Genomic DNA, 14,598 nt, shown 5'->3' on the forward strand with positions numbered 1-14,598 from the left:
CCACACTGCTGAATGACATAACGCTTTCGCGGGCAAGCCACGCTCCCACAGGGTCCGTGTCTATCCCTGGATCCGTGCGTGGCTACTAAGAGATCGCTGCAAGGCGTTAGAGTCGATCCCGGGAGATACCGCTGCGGATCCTGAGGATATCGGCCAGCACCGCCAGCGCGATTTCCGCCGGGGTTTTACTGCCCAGGTTGAGCCCGATCGGCGCGTGAATCCGCGCCAGCTGCGCCTCGTCCAAACCGCCAATCCGCCGCAATCGCTCGAAGCGTTTCTGTGAGGTCTGCATTGAGCCCATCACGCCGATGTAAAACGCATCAGTGCGCACCGCCTCCATCATCGCCAGATCATCAATACGAGGATCATGGGTTAGCGCCACCACCGCCGTATCACTGTGACAGCCGCCGTCGGCGATGAACACCGAAGGCAACTGCCGACGAATCTCGACATTTTCCAGCACCACGCCATCAAGCACTTCGTCACGCGGATCACACAGAATCACCTCGAAACCCAAGCCGACCGCAAATTCCGCACACGCCTGAGCGACGCTGGAATACCCGGCCAGCAGCAGCCGTTGCGCAGCGCCAATGCGCACCCGAACCCGATCAATCTCACGCTCGATACGCGCACCCTGCTCGCGATCCGTGAACAGGCTGCGCGCACCGTTGGCCAGATCAATCTCGCGGATCAATCGACGTTGACCGAGCAACGCCGACTCCAGCTCGCGCAAGTGCGCCTGCACATCGCAGTCAGCTTCCAGTTTCTCCACCAGCACATCGAGTACGCCGCCGCAGGGCAGCGTCACGCGTGAGCGCGAGTCATCGCCTTCGCCATATCGAACGACGCTGATCGCCTCGGTAAACGCCCCCTCAGCGACACGCTCGAGGAAATCCTCCTCAACGCAACCGCCGGACAACGAGCCGATCCATTGCCCTTCAGTGTTCACTGCCAGCAATGAGCCCGGCGCACGCGGCGCCGAGCCATAGGTGGCGAGCACTGTGCACAGCCAGATGCGCTGACCGGCCGTAGACCATTGCAGCGCCCGGCGTATCACTTGCAGGTCGAGATGCTGCATGTCAGTGCGCCTTGTGCTCGGCGGGCGGTGCGTCCGCTTGCAGCTTCTGCACGTCACTGACCGCAAGTTCAGCCGATTGCCCGCCCCAACCCTGACGCAGGTAATTCAACAGATCAGTCAGTTGCTCGTCACTCAGCTTGTCGGCAAACCCCGGCATCGGCTGCATGCGTTCGAACCCGACAAATTGCTGCTCGCCGATCCCGTCCTCAATCACCCTCAGCAAATTACGCGGGTCTTCCAGGCGCAACGTGGTATTGCCGCGCATCGCCACAGCGATGTGCGGCTTGCCCTCGCCTTCTGGAGCGTGGCAACCGGCGCAGACGTTCAGGTAATCCTGACGGCCACGTTTGGCGCTGGCAGCCAATTGATCCAGTGGCACGTCGGCGACAAGTTTGGCGGCCGGCGGTTGATCGCCAAGGAGGAACGTCGCCATCGCCGCAAGATCCGGATCGCTGAGGCGCTGGGTGCTGTTGTGGAACACCGGGAACATCTCGTTGAACATCGTCCCCTGCGCGCTCATGCCGTGCTTGAGGAACGAACTCAGGTCCTGATGATTCCAGCCGCGGGCCGCCAGATCATCGGCGAGCAAACTCGGTGCCAGATAACCATTGAGCACACCGCCCGTCATGCGTTTGTCCAGTTGCATGGCACCCGGCAAGCCACGTGGCGTGTGGCATTCGCCGCAGTGGCCGAGCACATCAACCATGTACTGACCGCGCTTGAACGCTTCACTTTTACCCTCGGTGGGCGCCAGCTTCATGTCCTTGCCGTAGAGCATGTTCCAGCCGGTCAGGCCGAGCCGCACGTTGAACGGGAAACTCAGGCTGGTCACCGGCGCCGGACGCTCGATCGGCTCGTACGTTCTCAGGTACGCGTGAATCGCATCTGAATCCGCCCGAGGCATCAGGTGATACGAGGTGTAAGGCATCGCCGGATACAGGTTCGCGCCATCACGACGTTTGCCTTTGGTGAGTGCGGCGAAGAACTCCTCATCGCTGTAAAGGCCGATGCCGTGCTTCTTGCTCGGGGTGATGTTGGTGCCGTAGATCGTGCCGAACGGCGAAATGATCGGCAGACCGCCCGCGTACGGCGCGCCGCCCGGTGCCGTGTGGCAGGCCACGCAATCGGCAGCGCGCGCGAGGTATTCGCCACGCGCAACCTGATCCTCTGCTTGCGCCATCAACGCCGGCGCAGCCAGACCGACCGCCAACGCCAGGCGGGAAAGTAAATGCTTCATGCTTAACCCTCCTTGACCAGGCCGAGATCAGTCAGCACGTTGCGCGTGGCGCTGTAGTAGCGGACGTAGCCGGTACAGCGGCAGATATGGTGACCGAGGCTGTCTTCAATGACTTTTTCCAGCTGGCTTTTAACGATCGGCTGACGCTGCAGCTTCTCCACCAACACCGTGGCGGCATTCACGAAACCGGGCGCGCAGTAGCTGCACTGAAACGCGAATTCATCGACGAAACGCTGCTGGATCGGGTTCAGTCCGGTGACCTGACCTTGCTCATCGCGAGTCGCGTGTCCTTCGATGGTGCGCACTTTCTTGCCCTCGAAGTAATGCGCACCGGTGATGCAGGTGCGCACTTCTTCGCTGGTGCCGTCCGGGTTGTCGACGATTACCACGCAGGCGTGGCAGATGCCCTGACCACAGCCGAGACGCGAGCCGGTGAGGTTTTTGTACTCGTGCAAATAGTCGATCATCGGCAGGTCATCAGGGATGTCCACCGGGCCGACGGATTGACCGTTAAGGGTCAGTTGAAGCGGACGGTTAGCCATTGAGGGCCTCCTTGATGCGGGCAGAAGTGAGAGGCAGGTCGCGAACACGTTTACCGATGGCGTGCGCCACGGCGTTGCCGATCGCGCCGACCACCGGGATCATCACCACTTCGGCAATGCCTTTGGACGGGTCGCTCGGCGACAGCGGCGGCAGGATTTCCGCGGTCTGTTTCCACACCGCAACGTGCCGCGCCATCGGCAAGCGATAGCGGTTGAAGTTCCAGTCACCCTCCCCCGGCCCGCCCTCGTAAAGCGGCATGTCTTCCATCAGCGCGTGGCCGATGCCCATGGCGATGCCGCCTTCGAGTTGACCCCTGACCAACTCTTCAACCAGCACCCGCCCGCACTCGACCCACGAGTGATGGTTGAGCACCTCGACTTCGGCTGAACCCTTGTTCACTTTCACTTCCACCAGCGTCGCGACCGGGCTGTAATAAGTCACGGCCGCGTTGTTCAGCTGGGTGTCCGGGTAATGCGTGTTCTGACGGTCGAGCAGATGGAAACCGGCGCTGTTCATCTGCGCTTTTTTCACACTCGGCGCGCCGTCGCCGTACTTGACCGCCAGGCCATCGAGCGGCAAACGTTCGCGCACGCCATCGATGCTGAACTCGGACTCGGCCCAGCTCCAGCGGTTGAAACCATGCACGGTCGCGCCAGTCACCAGGCCTTTTTCGTGGGCATGTTTGGCCAGTTCTGCAAATGTCAGCGGCTGCATGCCGTTGGCGGTGAGTTTGCCGTCGACCCAATGCGCGTCTTCGCGGCGAACCACATAAGGGTTGGCCTGGCCGCCATAGGGCCCCTGGCCCCAGATCTGCAACGCCGCCGGCCACAGGCCGTGGTTGAACAGCACGCGGGCCGCTTCACGGGTGGCGTGACTGAAGTAGTAGGCAGAGTTGGTCGCGGACGACGCCGAAGCAATCTTGCCGACCCAGCGCGGATTGCGCAGCCAGTTGTCCTGCTCGGCCTGGCTCATGGTGTACGGGTTGCCGCCGGTGATGATCTGCAACTCGTGCCATTCAGTCTCGCCGGTCTTCACCTCGTGCGCCGGGTTACCGAGGAAGTCGGCGACGACCAGTGCTTGCGAGGTGGACATGCCGGTGCCGATTTCAATGCCGATATGGCGCAAGTGGATGCGCCCTTCAGCGTTGAATTCGACGCTGGCCATCGGCGCTTCGGAACCGGTGCCGAAGTCTTTCTGACAGATCGCAAAACCCACGCCGTACCAGTTGTCCGGGTCTTTGGCCTCGCGCTGCTTTTTGATCGCAGCGCGGTTTTTCCAGACTTCGTGAACAGCGGCCTTGTCGAGAATTTCATGCAGACGCAAGGCACCGGCCGGTATTGCACCCTGGGTGTTTTTCATGCCCGAGCGCAGAGCGTTTTTCCGGCGCAGGTCAATCGCGTCGACACCGAGACGATCGGCAATTTCGTCAACCATCATTTCTGTCGACGCCATGCTTTGCAGGGTGCCGTAGCCGCGCATCGATCCGGCTTCAACAGCGCGGGAATGATAGGCAGTGACCTGCAAGTCGTTCTGCGGCATGTAGTAAATCGACTGCGCTGCGGTTGCGCCAACCGCCGCCACCGATGGGCTGTAGTTGATGCGTCCGCCACCGTCGACACTCATCTCGGCGCGGAAAATCTTGAAGCTGTGATCGGTCTTGTCGACCGCCAGTTGATAGCGAATGTCGAACGGGTGACGCTTGATGCCGCTCTGGAATTGCTCGTAGCGATCGTTGGCCAGTCGCACCGGCACACCGGCGCCGTACAACGCGGCAAGCGCGGCGTAGTAGACGAAAATATTGTGGTCCTTGGAGCCGTAGCCGACCGTATATCCCGGGTGCAAATTGAGGTTGGCCAGACCGAAACGCGACGGCGCGATCATCTTCGCCGTGTCGGTGGCGGTTTCCAGCGGACACTGGGTGGCGACCACGAAATGCAGGGTTTTCGTGGCCGGGTCGTACCAGCCGTTGCCGTTGTCCGGCTCCAGCGCGGCGGGTTCGATCGACGGCGTTTTGTAGCGCTCGTCGAACACCAGCCAGTTGTCCGGCGGCGTCTCGATTTGCTGCTTCATCCGATCGGCATAGAACAGCCCGCGCTCGGTCAGGTTGCCGTGCAGGTTCGGCTGGGAATCCCACACCGGTCGGCGGTTGCGCAGCATCGGAAAGAGGATCGAGTCCTTGAGGCTGGCGAATTCATCTTCGTCCGCCGAAGTCGCCCCGCCGACGCGCACGTAGCGGAAACTGCCGTAGGGATCGCCTTCGTAGAAAGGCACCTGCGCACCGTAGCGGATGGCTTTGTCATTGAATTTGAGTTTGGCCTTGGCCTGACGGAAGCGTTCGAAATCGTTCCAGATCAGGATCGCCACCGGATGACCGATGAACATCGGCACCTTGCCTTCCGGCAGCAGCGGATCTGGCGCGTGCTCCTCCGGGAAAACGATGCCGTCTTTGTCCAGGTCGGCGGCGGTGACGATGCGGTCCGGCTGCAAGTCGGCGCCGAGCCACGTCAAGTCGTAGCCCGCGTAGATGCGATCAGCCTTGGTGATTTTCAGCAGCATGGCGTGACCCTGCTGCTGCGGCCAGCCAGGCATGTCCTTGGCGCGGATGTCGCGGGCAAACACTTTGCTGCCGCAAACTTTCGACAAGGCATCGTTACGTGCGCGCGCCTTGCCGTTGTTGCCGAGCCACTGCTCGGACGGCACCGTCACGCTGTTTTCCATCAAGGCCGCCAGCGCCTGACTGCTGAGCGGCGTGAGCGTCACACTCACGCCGGCTACCAGCCCGCCCTGAAGGAACGAGCGCCGGGATATATCACGGTTGGACATGGATCATCCTCTGGGCGGTTATGGATCCGCCCTTGTGTTTGTATTCTGGGAATCTCGAGTCGTGCAGAAGCCCTTTTTGACGAAGCAAAGGGCTGATTTGACAGTGCAAAGCTGACCGAAAGGTTAACTTTATAGATTTATATGAAATTAGAAAACAACTGGTTACATATATCTGACCGATGAATCAGAAAATTGCAGCTTTGCGGCGCAGTAAATCGATGAACAAACCCAGTTCGCGACTGATGTGTTCGCCTTTGCGCAAGAGCAAACCGAATGGCGCCAATTGCACGTCCAGCTCTACCGGTAACGCGACGACCAAACCCATTTTCAGGTAGTCGCGCAGCGCGGTTTCAGAGAGCACCATGATCGCGTCGGTCAGTTGAATCAGTTGCTGCATCGAATAGACAGAGCTGCATTCGATGATGTCGGCCGGCGTCGGCAAGGCCTGGCGTTGCAAGGCCTGATCCAGGCCAATTCGCGCCGGACTGGTTTCCGGTTGCAGAATCCATGGCCAGCCGCTGACCAGTTCCGCGAGGTCGAGTTTTTTGCGCTTCACCAGTGGATGACCGGCGTGCACCACCACCAACAGCCGCTCGTTGCCCAACTGCTCGAACTGGTAGTGCTCACTGTCGGTGGCGGCATTGCGCCGTGCGATGGCAAGGTCGATACGGCCCTGTTCCAGCAGCTGGATCACCTGGTCGCTGGTGTCCCCCATGATCCGAATGCGCAGTTGCGGATTAAGCGATTTGATCTCGGCAATCGAGTCCATGACCAGGTCGGGCGCAGCGCCCATGATGGTGCCGATCGACAGATAACCGTAGCCACCCTGCTGCCGCGCGATCAGGTCTTCAGCACAACGGTCGAGGCCACTGATGGCCGACTCGGCAAAACGAATCAGCTCACTGCCCAACGCCGTCGGGCGCATCCCGCGAGGCAGACGTTCGAAAAGATCGCAACCGAACATGTCTTCGATTTCATGCAGCATGCGCGTTGCCGCCGGTTGCGACATGTTCAGGCTTTGCGAGGCGCGGTGCAGGTTTTGACTGGTACTAAGCGCGACGAGCATGTGCAGATGCTTGTAGCGCAGGCGATTGAGCAAGCTGCGGGAAATGGCTGGAGTGGTCATGGCGAGCTCTTTTTCATCGATACCGTGAAGGTATCAGTTGTTAGCTAGATTCGATTTGTAACGCATCGATTCACCGCCGTACAGTCTTCCCCATAAGAACAAATGCCCTCCCAAAGGAAAACTGCGATGAAGACTCTACCCGCGCCTCTGCTCGCCAAAATTTCCTGGCGGCTCCTGCCCTTCCTGCTGTTGATGTACATCATGGCCTTTCTCGACCGCGCCAACGTCGGGTTCGCCAAGCAAGCCTTTCAAGCCGACACCGGGATCAGCGACGCCGCTTTCGCCTTTGGCGCCGGGGTGTTCTTCGTCGGCTACGCGTTGCTCGAAGTGCCGAGCAACCTGATCCTGCACCGCGTCGGCGCCCGTTTGTGGATGTGCCGCATCATGGTCACCTGGGGCCTGGTCTCTGCAGCCATGGTCTTCGCCCACAACGAAACCACCTTCTACCTGCTGCGTTTTTTGCTGGGTGTGGCCGAAGCCGGATTCTTCCCCGGCGTGATCCTCTACCTCACCTACTGGTTTCCCAACGCCGTGCGCGGCAAGGCCATGGGGTTCTTCTACTTCGGCGCGCCGCTGGCATTCATCTTCGGCAGCCCGCTGTCCGGCCTGCTCCTGGAAATGGATGGCTTCGCCGGTTTCCACGGCTGGCAGTGGCTGTTTGCAGTCGAAGGTTTGATGGCCACTGCGGTGGGCATCTGGGCTTATTGGTACCTGGACAATCGCCCATCGGATGCCAAATGGCTGACCGCCGAAGAGCGCGTGCAGATCCAGACGCTGCTCGATCAGGAAGACAGCCATAAACAGAACCACGGCCGCAGTTTGCTCAACGTGCTGTGCCAACCGTCAGTGCTCTATTTGTGCCTGATCTATCTGCTGATCCAGGCCAGTGTGTACGGCGTGGTTTTCTACCTGCCGACTCAGGTCGGCGGCTTGCTCGGCACCAAAGTCGGGTTGATGGTTGGCCTGGTCACGGCCATTCCATGGATCTGCGCAATCGTCGCCGCTTACTTCATCCCGGCGTACAGCGACCGCACCGGCGAACGCCGCCGCACCGCCTGCCTGACCTTGCTGATGTCGGCCGCCGGTATCGCCTGCTCGGTGACCTTCAGCAGTCCGTTCCTCGGCATCATCGCCCTGTGCTTCGCTGCCTCCGGTTTCATCGCCGTGCAACCGGTGTTCTGGACGTTCCCGTCCAGTTACCTCGCGGGCAGCGCCGCCGCAGCCGGCATCGCCCTGATCAACTCGTTCGGCGCCCTCGGCGGGTTCATCGCCCCCGTGCTGAAGAACTGGGCTGAAGGCGCCTTCCAATCCCCGGCCGCCGGTCTCTATGTGCTGGCGTCCACCACTGTCATGGCCGCGTTGCTGGTCCTGGGTGTTCGCGCCCCCGGGCAAAAAGCTTCGAGCAAACCGGCCACCGTTTAAACCTGAGGAGTCACACCATGGGCATTCCAACCATCAAACATGTGCGTGCGTTCACCCTGCGTGGTGGCGGCGCGGATTATCACGATCAGGCGGACGGCCACTGGATCGACGATCACATCGCTACGCCAATGAGCAAATACCCCGAGTACCGGCAGAGCCGCCGCACCTTCGGCATCAACGTGCTCGGTACGTTGGTGGTCGAGATCGAAGCCAGCGATGGCACGGTCGGTTTTGCCGTGACCACCGGCGGCGAACCGGCGGCTTACATCGTCGAGAAGCACCTGGCGCGTTTTCTGGAAGGCGCACGAGTTACCGACATCGAAAAGATCTGGGACCAGATGTACCAGTCGACCCTGTATTACGGGCGCAAGGGCATCGTCATCAACACCATCTCCGGGGTCGATCTGGCGCTGTGGGACCTGCTCGGCAAGATCCGCCAAGAGCCCGTGCATCAGTTGCTCGGCGGAGCGGTGCGCGATGAATTGCAGTTCTACGCCACCGGTGCCCGCCCGGACCTGGCACAGAAAATGGGCTTCATCGGCGGCAAGATGCCGTTGCACCATGGCCCGGCCGAAGGCGAAGAAGGCCTGCGCAAGAACCTCGAAGAACTGGCGACCATGCGCGAACGCGTCGGCCCGGACTTCTGGCTGATGCTCGATTGCTGGATGAGCCTGGACCTCAACTACGCGACCAGACTGGCGGTCGGCGCCCATGAATACGGTTTGAAGTGGATCGAGGAAGCGCTGGCGCCTGACGATTACTGGGGTTACGCGGCGCTGCGCAACAACGTGCCAAAAGGCATGCTGGTGACCACCGGCGAACACGAAGCGACCCGCTGGGGTTTCCGCATGCTGCTGGAAATGGGTTGCTGCGACATCATTCAGCCTGACGTCGGCTGGTGTGGCGGGATCACCGAACTGGTGAAGATTTCCGCCCTCGCCGACGCACACAACGCGCTGGTCATTCCCCATGGTTCTTCGGTGTACAGCTATCACTTTGTCGCGACGCGGCATAACAGCCCGTTCGCCGAGTTTTTGATGATGGCGCCGAAGGCTGACGAAGTGGTGCCGATGTTCCACCCGCAGTTACTCGGCGAGCCGGTGCCGGTCAACGGTCGCATGCGCCTGTCGGCCCTCGACCAGCCGGGCTTCGGCGTAACGCTCAACCCGGAATGCCAACTGCATCGGCCGTATAACCGCTGATAAGGAACCCTCATGAACATGCCCCACAACGCATTCAAAGCGGCGCTGACCAACAGCGCCACGCAGTTCGGCATCTGGGCCGGTTTCGCCACCGGCTACGCCGCCGAAATTGTCGCCACGACCGGTTACGACTGGATGCTGATCGACGGTGAGCATGCGCCGAATACAGTACCGGGCGTGCTCGCACAGTTGCAGGCCGTGGCGCCCTATGCCACGGCGCCGGTGGTGCGCGCTGTGAACGGCGACGCCAACCTGATCAAGCAACTGCTGGATATCGGTGCGCAGACATTGATGATTCCGATGGTCGAAACCGCCGAGCAAGCCGCCGCACTGGTCCGCGCCATGCGCTATCCGCCGCACGGCATTCGCGGCGTCGGCGGCGGCTTGACCCGCGCTACACGGTGGGATGGCGTGCCCGATTACCTGAGCACCGCGCATGACCAGTTGTGCCTGATCGTGCAGGTGGAATCGCGCACCGGCGTGGAAAACGTCGAAGCCATCGCCGCCGTTGAAGGGGTAGACGCCGTGTTTATCGGCCCGGCGGATTTATCCATCGGCCTCGGCCACGCCGGCAACCCCGGTCACCCGGAAGTTCAGGAACGCATTCAACACGCGGTGCAGGCCACCCTCGCGGCTGGCAAGGCTTGCGGGATTCTGGCGCCGAATGAAGAAGACGCGCGCCGCTATCAGAGTTGGGGTTGCCAGTTCATCGCGGTGGCCATCGACATCAGCCTGCTGCGTCAGAGCGCCACGGCCACCCTCGCCCGCTATCGCACGCCGGACCACGCCCAGGCACCGTCCCGTACCTATTGATCTGTTCAGGAGTCGCCACATGTCATCCGTGCCTGTTTACCAGAATTTCATCAATGGCCAGTTCGTCGCCAGCGCCGCACATCTTGAGGTGATCAACCCGGCCACCGGCGCAGTGCTGTCGAAAGTCCCGGCGTCTAACGCTGAAGACGTTGACCGCGCCCTCGCCGCCGCGCGCGCTGCGCAAAAAAACTGGTCGCGCAAACCGGCTATCGAACGTGCCGGGCACTTGCGCCGCATCGCCGCCAAGCTACGGGAAAACGTCGGCCATCTGGCGCGCACCATCACCCTGGAACAGGGAAAGATCAGCGCGCTGGCGGAAGTCGAAGTCAATTTCACGGCTGATTATCTCGACTACATGGCGGAGTGGGCGCGGCGCATCGAGGGCGAGATCATCACCAGCGATCGCCAGAACGAAAACATCTTTCTGTTCCGCAAACCACTCGGCGTCGTCGCCGGGATTCTTCCGTGGAATTTTCCGTTCTTCCTCATCGCGCGCAAGATGGCTCCGGCGTTGCTGACCGGCAACACCATCGTGATCAAACCCAGCGAAGAAACACCGAACAATTGTTTCGAGTTCGCCCGCCTGGTCGCCGAAACCGATCTGCCGCCCGGCGTGTTCAATGTGGTGTGCGGCGATGGTCGAGTCGGCGCAGCGTTGAGTGCGCATAAAGGCGTCGACATGATCAGCTTCACCGGTAGCGTCGATACCGGCTCTCGAATCATGGCCGCTGCCGCGCCGAACATCACCAAGCTCAACCTCGAATTGGGCGGCAAGGCGCCGGCGATTGTGCTGGCGGATGCCGACCTCGAGCTGGCGGTGAAAGCCATTCGCGATTCGCGGATCATCAACAGCGGCCAGGTGTGCAATTGCGCGGAGCGTGTGTACGTCGAACGCAAGGTGGCTGATCAGTTCATCGAGCGCATTGCCGCGGCAATGAGCGCCACCCGCTACGGCGATCCGATTGCGCAGGCGGATGTCGAAATGGGCCCGCTGATCAACCGCCAAGCCCTGGACAGCGTCGACCGCAAGGTGCGCACCGCGTTAAGCCAAGGCGCGAGTCTGATCAGCGGCGGGCAGATTGCCGATCTACCGAACGGCTTTCATTTTCAACCCACCGTGCTGGCGGGTTGCAGTGCCGGGATGGAGATTATGCGCGAGGAAATTTTCGGCCCGGTGTTGCCGATCCAGATCGTTGACGATCTCAATGAGGCCATCGCCATGGCCAACGATTGCGACTATGGCCTGACGTCGTCGATCTACACCCGCAACCTCAGCAAAACCATGCAGGCGATGCGCGAGCTGGATTTTGGCGAGACTTACGTCAACCGGGAAAACTTCGAAGCGATGCAGGGCTTCCATGCCGGCGTGCGCAAATCCGGGATCGGCGGCGCGGATGGCAAGCATGGACTGTATGAGTACACGCATACCCATGCGGTTTATCTGCAGGGTTGAGCCAGAGGCGGTGCGCTGATGAAACCATCGGATTTGTAGACTTTGATGGCCACATCGCCAGCAGGCTGGCTCCCACAGGTTTTGTGATCGACAGAGATCCTGTGGGAACTTTATGCAGGGATTGGCTGGAAAGCGCGCTGGGTAAATAGACAAACACGAAAGCCAAATTTCAGACACAAAAAACCCCGGTCTTTCGACCAGGGTCTTTGCTATCGAATCGAAGATAACCAGAGGTTGTTCTTCGTAGCTTAAAGGCGTTCAGTGGGCCTTGAAGCAGATATGGCGCAGCGGACGGGACTCGAACCCGCGACCCCCGGCGTGACAGGCCGGTATTCTAACCGACTGAACTACCGCTGCGTATCGCTTTGGACTTTCGTCCAAGTAACTCGTCTGATTAAAAGCTCAGGGATTTTCATCTCAGGCTTTTAATCTCGAATCAGAAAATCTGACTCGGAAAATATGGCGCAGCGGACGGGACTCGAACCCGCGACCCCCGGCGTGACAGGCCGGTATTCTAACCGACTGAACTACCGCTGCGCGTCGGTGGAGGCTTTTCAGCTTCCCTCTTGCTTGCGCAAGAGTCTCAAAAAATGGTGGGTGATGACGGGATCGAACCGCCGACATTCTGCTTGTAAGGCAGACGCTCTCCCAGCTGAGCTAATCACCCTTTGCTTCTCTGAGGCCGCGAAATTTACGCACCTACCGAAGCTAAGTCAATAGCAGGATTGAAGTTTTTCTGAAAAAGACAAAACGGTGTCAATCCTCGTGGAGGTTGCTGCCGTAAGACTGCCTTCGCGAGCAAGCCCGCCCCCACATTTGAAATGCATTCCCTTGTGGGAGCAGGCTTGCTCGCGAAGGCGGCAGTTCATTCAACATCAATGTTAGAGGCGCGAATCACTCGCTGTAAATCATCTTCTTGGTCATGCCGCCATCCACCACGAATTCCTGCCCCGTGACGAAACCCGCATTCTTCGACAGCAGCCAGGCGACCATCGCCGCGACGTCCTCGACCGTCCCTACCCTGCCCGCCGGATGTTGCGCATGGTCGGCATCGCTCAACGGCTCGGCACGCCGTGCAGAAGGATCACGCGCATCGATCCACCCCGGGCTGACGGCATTGACACGAATCTCCGGACCGAGACTGATGGCCAGCGCATGGGTCAGGGCCAGCAGACCGCCCTTGCTCGCCGCATAGGCCTCGCTGTCGGGCTCCGACTGCCCGGCGCGGGTCGATGCCAGGTTAACGATGGCGCCGCTGTGCGCGCGCAGATACGGCGCACAGTGCTTGGCCAACAGCATCGGCCCGCCGAGGTTTACCGCCAGCACCCGGTTCCAGTACGACAGATCAAGACTTTCCAGCGTGATGTTGTGCGGATCGGCCACCGCCGCGTTGCACACCAGCGCATCCAGCCGTCCGAACTGACCCAGCACTTCGGCAACGCCCAACGCAACCTGACCTTCGTTCGACACGTCCATGGCGATGAACCAGGCATTGTCACCCAGCACCTTCGCCACTTTCGAACCGCGCTCTCGGTCGAGATCGGTCAGCACCACCTGCCAGCCCTCGCTGATCAACCAGGCTGCGATACCCAGACCAATCCCGCGCGCTGCCCCGGTGACCAGCGCAACGCGGCCGTGGGTGCCCGTCGTCGGCGTCGACAACTCGATCACAAGGCCGCCAACCCGCGCGCCAGATCGGCTTGCAGGTCTGCCACGTCTTCCAGACCGACCGCAACGCGGATCAGGCTGTCACGAATGCCCGCCGCTTCGCGCTCTTGCGGAGCGAGACGACCATGGGAAGTGGTGCTCGGGTGGGTGATGGTGGTCTTGCTGTCACCCAGGTTGGCAGTAATCGAAATCAGACGGGTCGCATCGATGAAGCGCCAGGCGCCCTCTTTGCCGCCCTTGACTTCAAAACTCACGACCGCGCCGAAGCCCTTCTGCTGACGTTGAGCCAGCTCGTGCTGCGGATGGCTTTTGAGGCCGGCGTAATGGACTTTTTCAATGCCGTCCTGTTGCTCCAGCCACTCGGCCAGTTGCTGTGCGTTGGCGCAATGCGCCTTCATGCGCAGGCTCAGGGTTTCGAGGCCCTTGAGGAAAATCCAGGCGTTGAACGGGCTCAAGGTTGGCCCCGCAGTACGCAGGAAACCAACCACTTCTTTCATCTGCTCGCTGCGACCGGCCACTACACCGCCCATGCAACGGCCTTGACCGTCGATGAACTTGGTCGCCGAATGCACGACGATGTCCGCGCCCATCTTCAGCGGTTGCTGCAGTGCAGGCGTGCAGAAGCAGTTGTCGACCACCAGCATCGCGCCTTTGGCGTGGGTGATTTTCGCCAGTTCGGCAATGTCCACGAGTTCCGCCAGAGGATTGGACGGCGACTCGACAAACAACAATTTGGTGTTGGCCTTGATCGCCGCGTCCCAACCGGACAAGTCAGCCAGAGGCACGTAATCGACTTCGATGCCGAAGCGCTTGAAGTACTTTTCGAACAGACTGATGGTCGAGCCGAATACGCTGCGCGACACCAGCACATGATCACCCGCGCTGCACAGGCTCATGACCACGGCCATGATCGCCGCCATGCCGGTCGCGGTGGCGACAGCTTGCTCGGCACTTTCCAGCGCGGCAATGCGCTCTTCGAACGCGCGGACGGTCGGGTTGGTGTATCGCGAGTAAACATTGCCCGGCACCTCGCCGGCAAAGCGCGCGGCCGCATCGGCAGCGGTACGGAATACGTAGCTGGAGGTGAAGAACATCGGATCACCGTGTTCGCCTTCCGGCGTGCGGTGTTGACCGGCGCGTACGGCCAGGGTATCGAACGCTACGCCTTCGAGGTCGCTGTCCAGCCGACCGGCATCCCAATCCTGACTCATGCTGTCACTCCTTTCCCTATTC

Annotated in this window: 11 protein-coding genes and 3 tRNA genes; 4 read left to right on the forward strand and 10 right to left on the reverse strand. The window is 60.7% G+C overall.

Annotated features, from left to right (window positions below):
- Positions 1–106 precede the first annotated feature (106 nt).
- The 5 genes from DU29_RS0124360 to DU29_RS0124380 form a co-directional block, all read right to left on the reverse strand.
- Complete coding sequence (locus tag DU29_RS0124360) at positions 107–1,078, reverse strand: XdhC family protein (protein ID WP_028624061.1); 972 nt, start codon at positions 1,076–1,078, stop codon at positions 107–109.
- Between the two features lies 1 nt (position 1,079).
- The gene (locus tag DU29_RS0124365; RefSeq protein ID WP_028624062.1) at positions 1,080–2,315 is read right to left on the reverse strand and encodes a cytochrome c; all 1,236 of its coding nucleotides are present in this window, start codon (positions 2,313–2,315) and stop codon (positions 1,080–1,082) included.
- Positions 2,316–2,317: 2 nt separating this feature from the next.
- A complete protein-coding gene (locus DU29_RS0124370) occupies positions 2,318–2,857 on the reverse strand; it encodes a (2Fe-2S)-binding protein (protein WP_028624063.1) in 540 nt (179 codons plus the stop codon).
- On the reverse strand, positions 2,850–5,681 hold the full coding sequence (locus DU29_RS0124375) for a xanthine dehydrogenase family protein molybdopterin-binding subunit (protein ID WP_028624064.1): 2,832 nt from the start codon (positions 5,679–5,681) through the stop codon (positions 2,850–2,852). Before DU29_RS0124375 ends, DU29_RS0124370 begins: the two co-directional genes overlap by 8 nt.
- 184 nt (positions 5,682–5,865) lie before the next feature.
- The gene (locus DU29_RS0124380; RefSeq protein ID WP_028624065.1) at positions 5,866–6,807 is read right to left on the reverse strand and encodes a LysR family transcriptional regulator; all 942 of its coding nucleotides are present in this window, start codon (positions 6,805–6,807) and stop codon (positions 5,866–5,868) included.
- Positions 6,808–6,933: 126 nt separating this feature from the next.
- Here DU29_RS0124380 and DU29_RS0124385 point away from each other — a divergent pair, with 126 nt between their 5' ends.
- Genes DU29_RS0124385 through aldA form a run of 4 tightly spaced genes read left to right on the forward strand, consistent with a single transcriptional unit; the run spans position 6,934 to position 11,697 of the window.
- Positions 6,934–8,229, forward strand: coding sequence for an MFS transporter (locus DU29_RS0124385; protein WP_028624066.1), 1,296 nt, complete (start codon positions 6,934–6,936; stop codon positions 8,227–8,229).
- Between the two features lie 17 nt (positions 8,230–8,246).
- Positions 8,247–9,431 (forward strand): L-rhamnonate dehydratase, encoded by a 1,185-nt coding sequence (rhmD, locus tag DU29_RS0124390; protein ID WP_028624067.1) that lies wholly within the window; start codon positions 8,247–8,249, stop codon positions 9,429–9,431.
- Positions 9,432–9,443: 12 nt separating this feature from the next.
- Entirely contained in the window at positions 9,444–10,244 is an 801-nt protein-coding gene (locus tag DU29_RS0124395) for an aldolase/citrate lyase family protein (protein WP_028624068.1), read from the forward strand.
- Between the two features lie 19 nt (positions 10,245–10,263).
- On the forward strand, positions 10,264–11,697 hold the full coding sequence (aldA, locus tag DU29_RS0124400) for an aldehyde dehydrogenase (RefSeq protein ID WP_028624069.1): 1,434 nt from the start codon (positions 10,264–10,266) through the stop codon (positions 11,695–11,697).
- 280 nt (positions 11,698–11,977) lie between these two features.
- On the opposite strand, the gene DU29_RS0124405 is transcribed toward aldA, so the two are convergent.
- The 5 genes from DU29_RS0124405 to DU29_RS0124425 all read right to left on the reverse strand — a co-directional run bounded on the left by DU29_RS0124405 (position 11,978) and on the right by DU29_RS0124425 (position 14,576).
- Positions 11,978–12,054, reverse strand: a tRNA-Asp gene (locus DU29_RS0124405).
- Positions 12,055–12,157: 103 nt separating this feature from the next.
- Positions 12,158–12,234, reverse strand: a tRNA-Asp gene (locus tag DU29_RS0124410).
- Between the two features lie 54 nt (positions 12,235–12,288).
- Positions 12,289–12,364: transfer RNA gene (locus tag DU29_RS0124415), tRNA-Val, on the reverse strand.
- 227 nt (positions 12,365–12,591) lie between these two features.
- Entirely contained in the window at positions 12,592–13,368 is a 777-nt protein-coding gene (locus DU29_RS0124420; protein ID WP_028624070.1) for an SDR family oxidoreductase, read from the reverse strand.
- Entirely contained in the window at positions 13,365–14,576 is a 1,212-nt protein-coding gene (locus tag DU29_RS0124425) for an O-succinylhomoserine sulfhydrylase (RefSeq protein ID WP_028624071.1), read from the reverse strand. Before DU29_RS0124425 ends, DU29_RS0124420 begins: the two co-directional genes overlap by 4 nt.
- Positions 14,577–14,598 lie beyond the last annotated feature (22 nt).

The sequence above is a fragment of the Pseudomonas sp. Ant30-3 genome, assembly GCF_000690905.1.
Classification (GTDB): Bacteria; Pseudomonadota; Gammaproteobacteria; order Pseudomonadales; family Pseudomonadaceae; genus Aquipseudomonas.

Bases quoted from the DNA above. Each gene is read 5' to 3' on its own strand.
- DU29_RS0124360 (WP_028624061.1), bottom strand. From the start codon at position 1,078: ATGCAGCATCTCGACCTGCAAGTGATACGCCGGGCGCTGCAATGGTCT.
- DU29_RS0124385 (WP_028624066.1), top strand. From the start codon at position 6,934: ATGAAGACTCTACCCGCGCCTCTGCTCGCCAAAATTTCCTGGCGGCTC.
- DU29_RS0124365 (WP_028624062.1), bottom strand. From the start codon at position 2,315: ATGAAGCATTTACTTTCCCGCCTGGCGTTGGCGGTCGGTCTGGCTGCG.
- DU29_RS0124380 (WP_028624065.1), bottom strand. From the start codon at position 6,807: ATGACCACTCCAGCCATTTCCCGCAGCTTGCTCAATCGCCTGCGCTAC.
- aldA (WP_028624069.1), top strand. From the start codon at position 10,264: ATGTCATCCGTGCCTGTTTACCAGAATTTCATCAATGGCCAGTTCGTC.
- rhmD (WP_028624067.1), top strand. From the start codon at position 8,247: ATGGGCATTCCAACCATCAAACATGTGCGTGCGTTCACCCTGCGTGGT.
- DU29_RS0124395 (WP_028624068.1), top strand. From the start codon at position 9,444: ATGAACATGCCCCACAACGCATTCAAAGCGGCGCTGACCAACAGCGCC.
- DU29_RS0124375 (WP_028624064.1), bottom strand. From the start codon at position 5,681: ATGTCCAACCGTGATATATCCCGGCGCTCGTTCCTTCAGGGCGGGCTG.
- DU29_RS0124370 (WP_028624063.1), bottom strand. From the start codon at position 2,857: ATGGCTAACCGTCCGCTTCAACTGACCCTTAACGGTCAATCCGTCGGC.
- DU29_RS0124425 (WP_028624071.1), bottom strand. From the start codon at position 14,576: ATGAGTCAGGATTGGGATGCCGGTCGGCTGGACAGCGACCTCGAAGGC.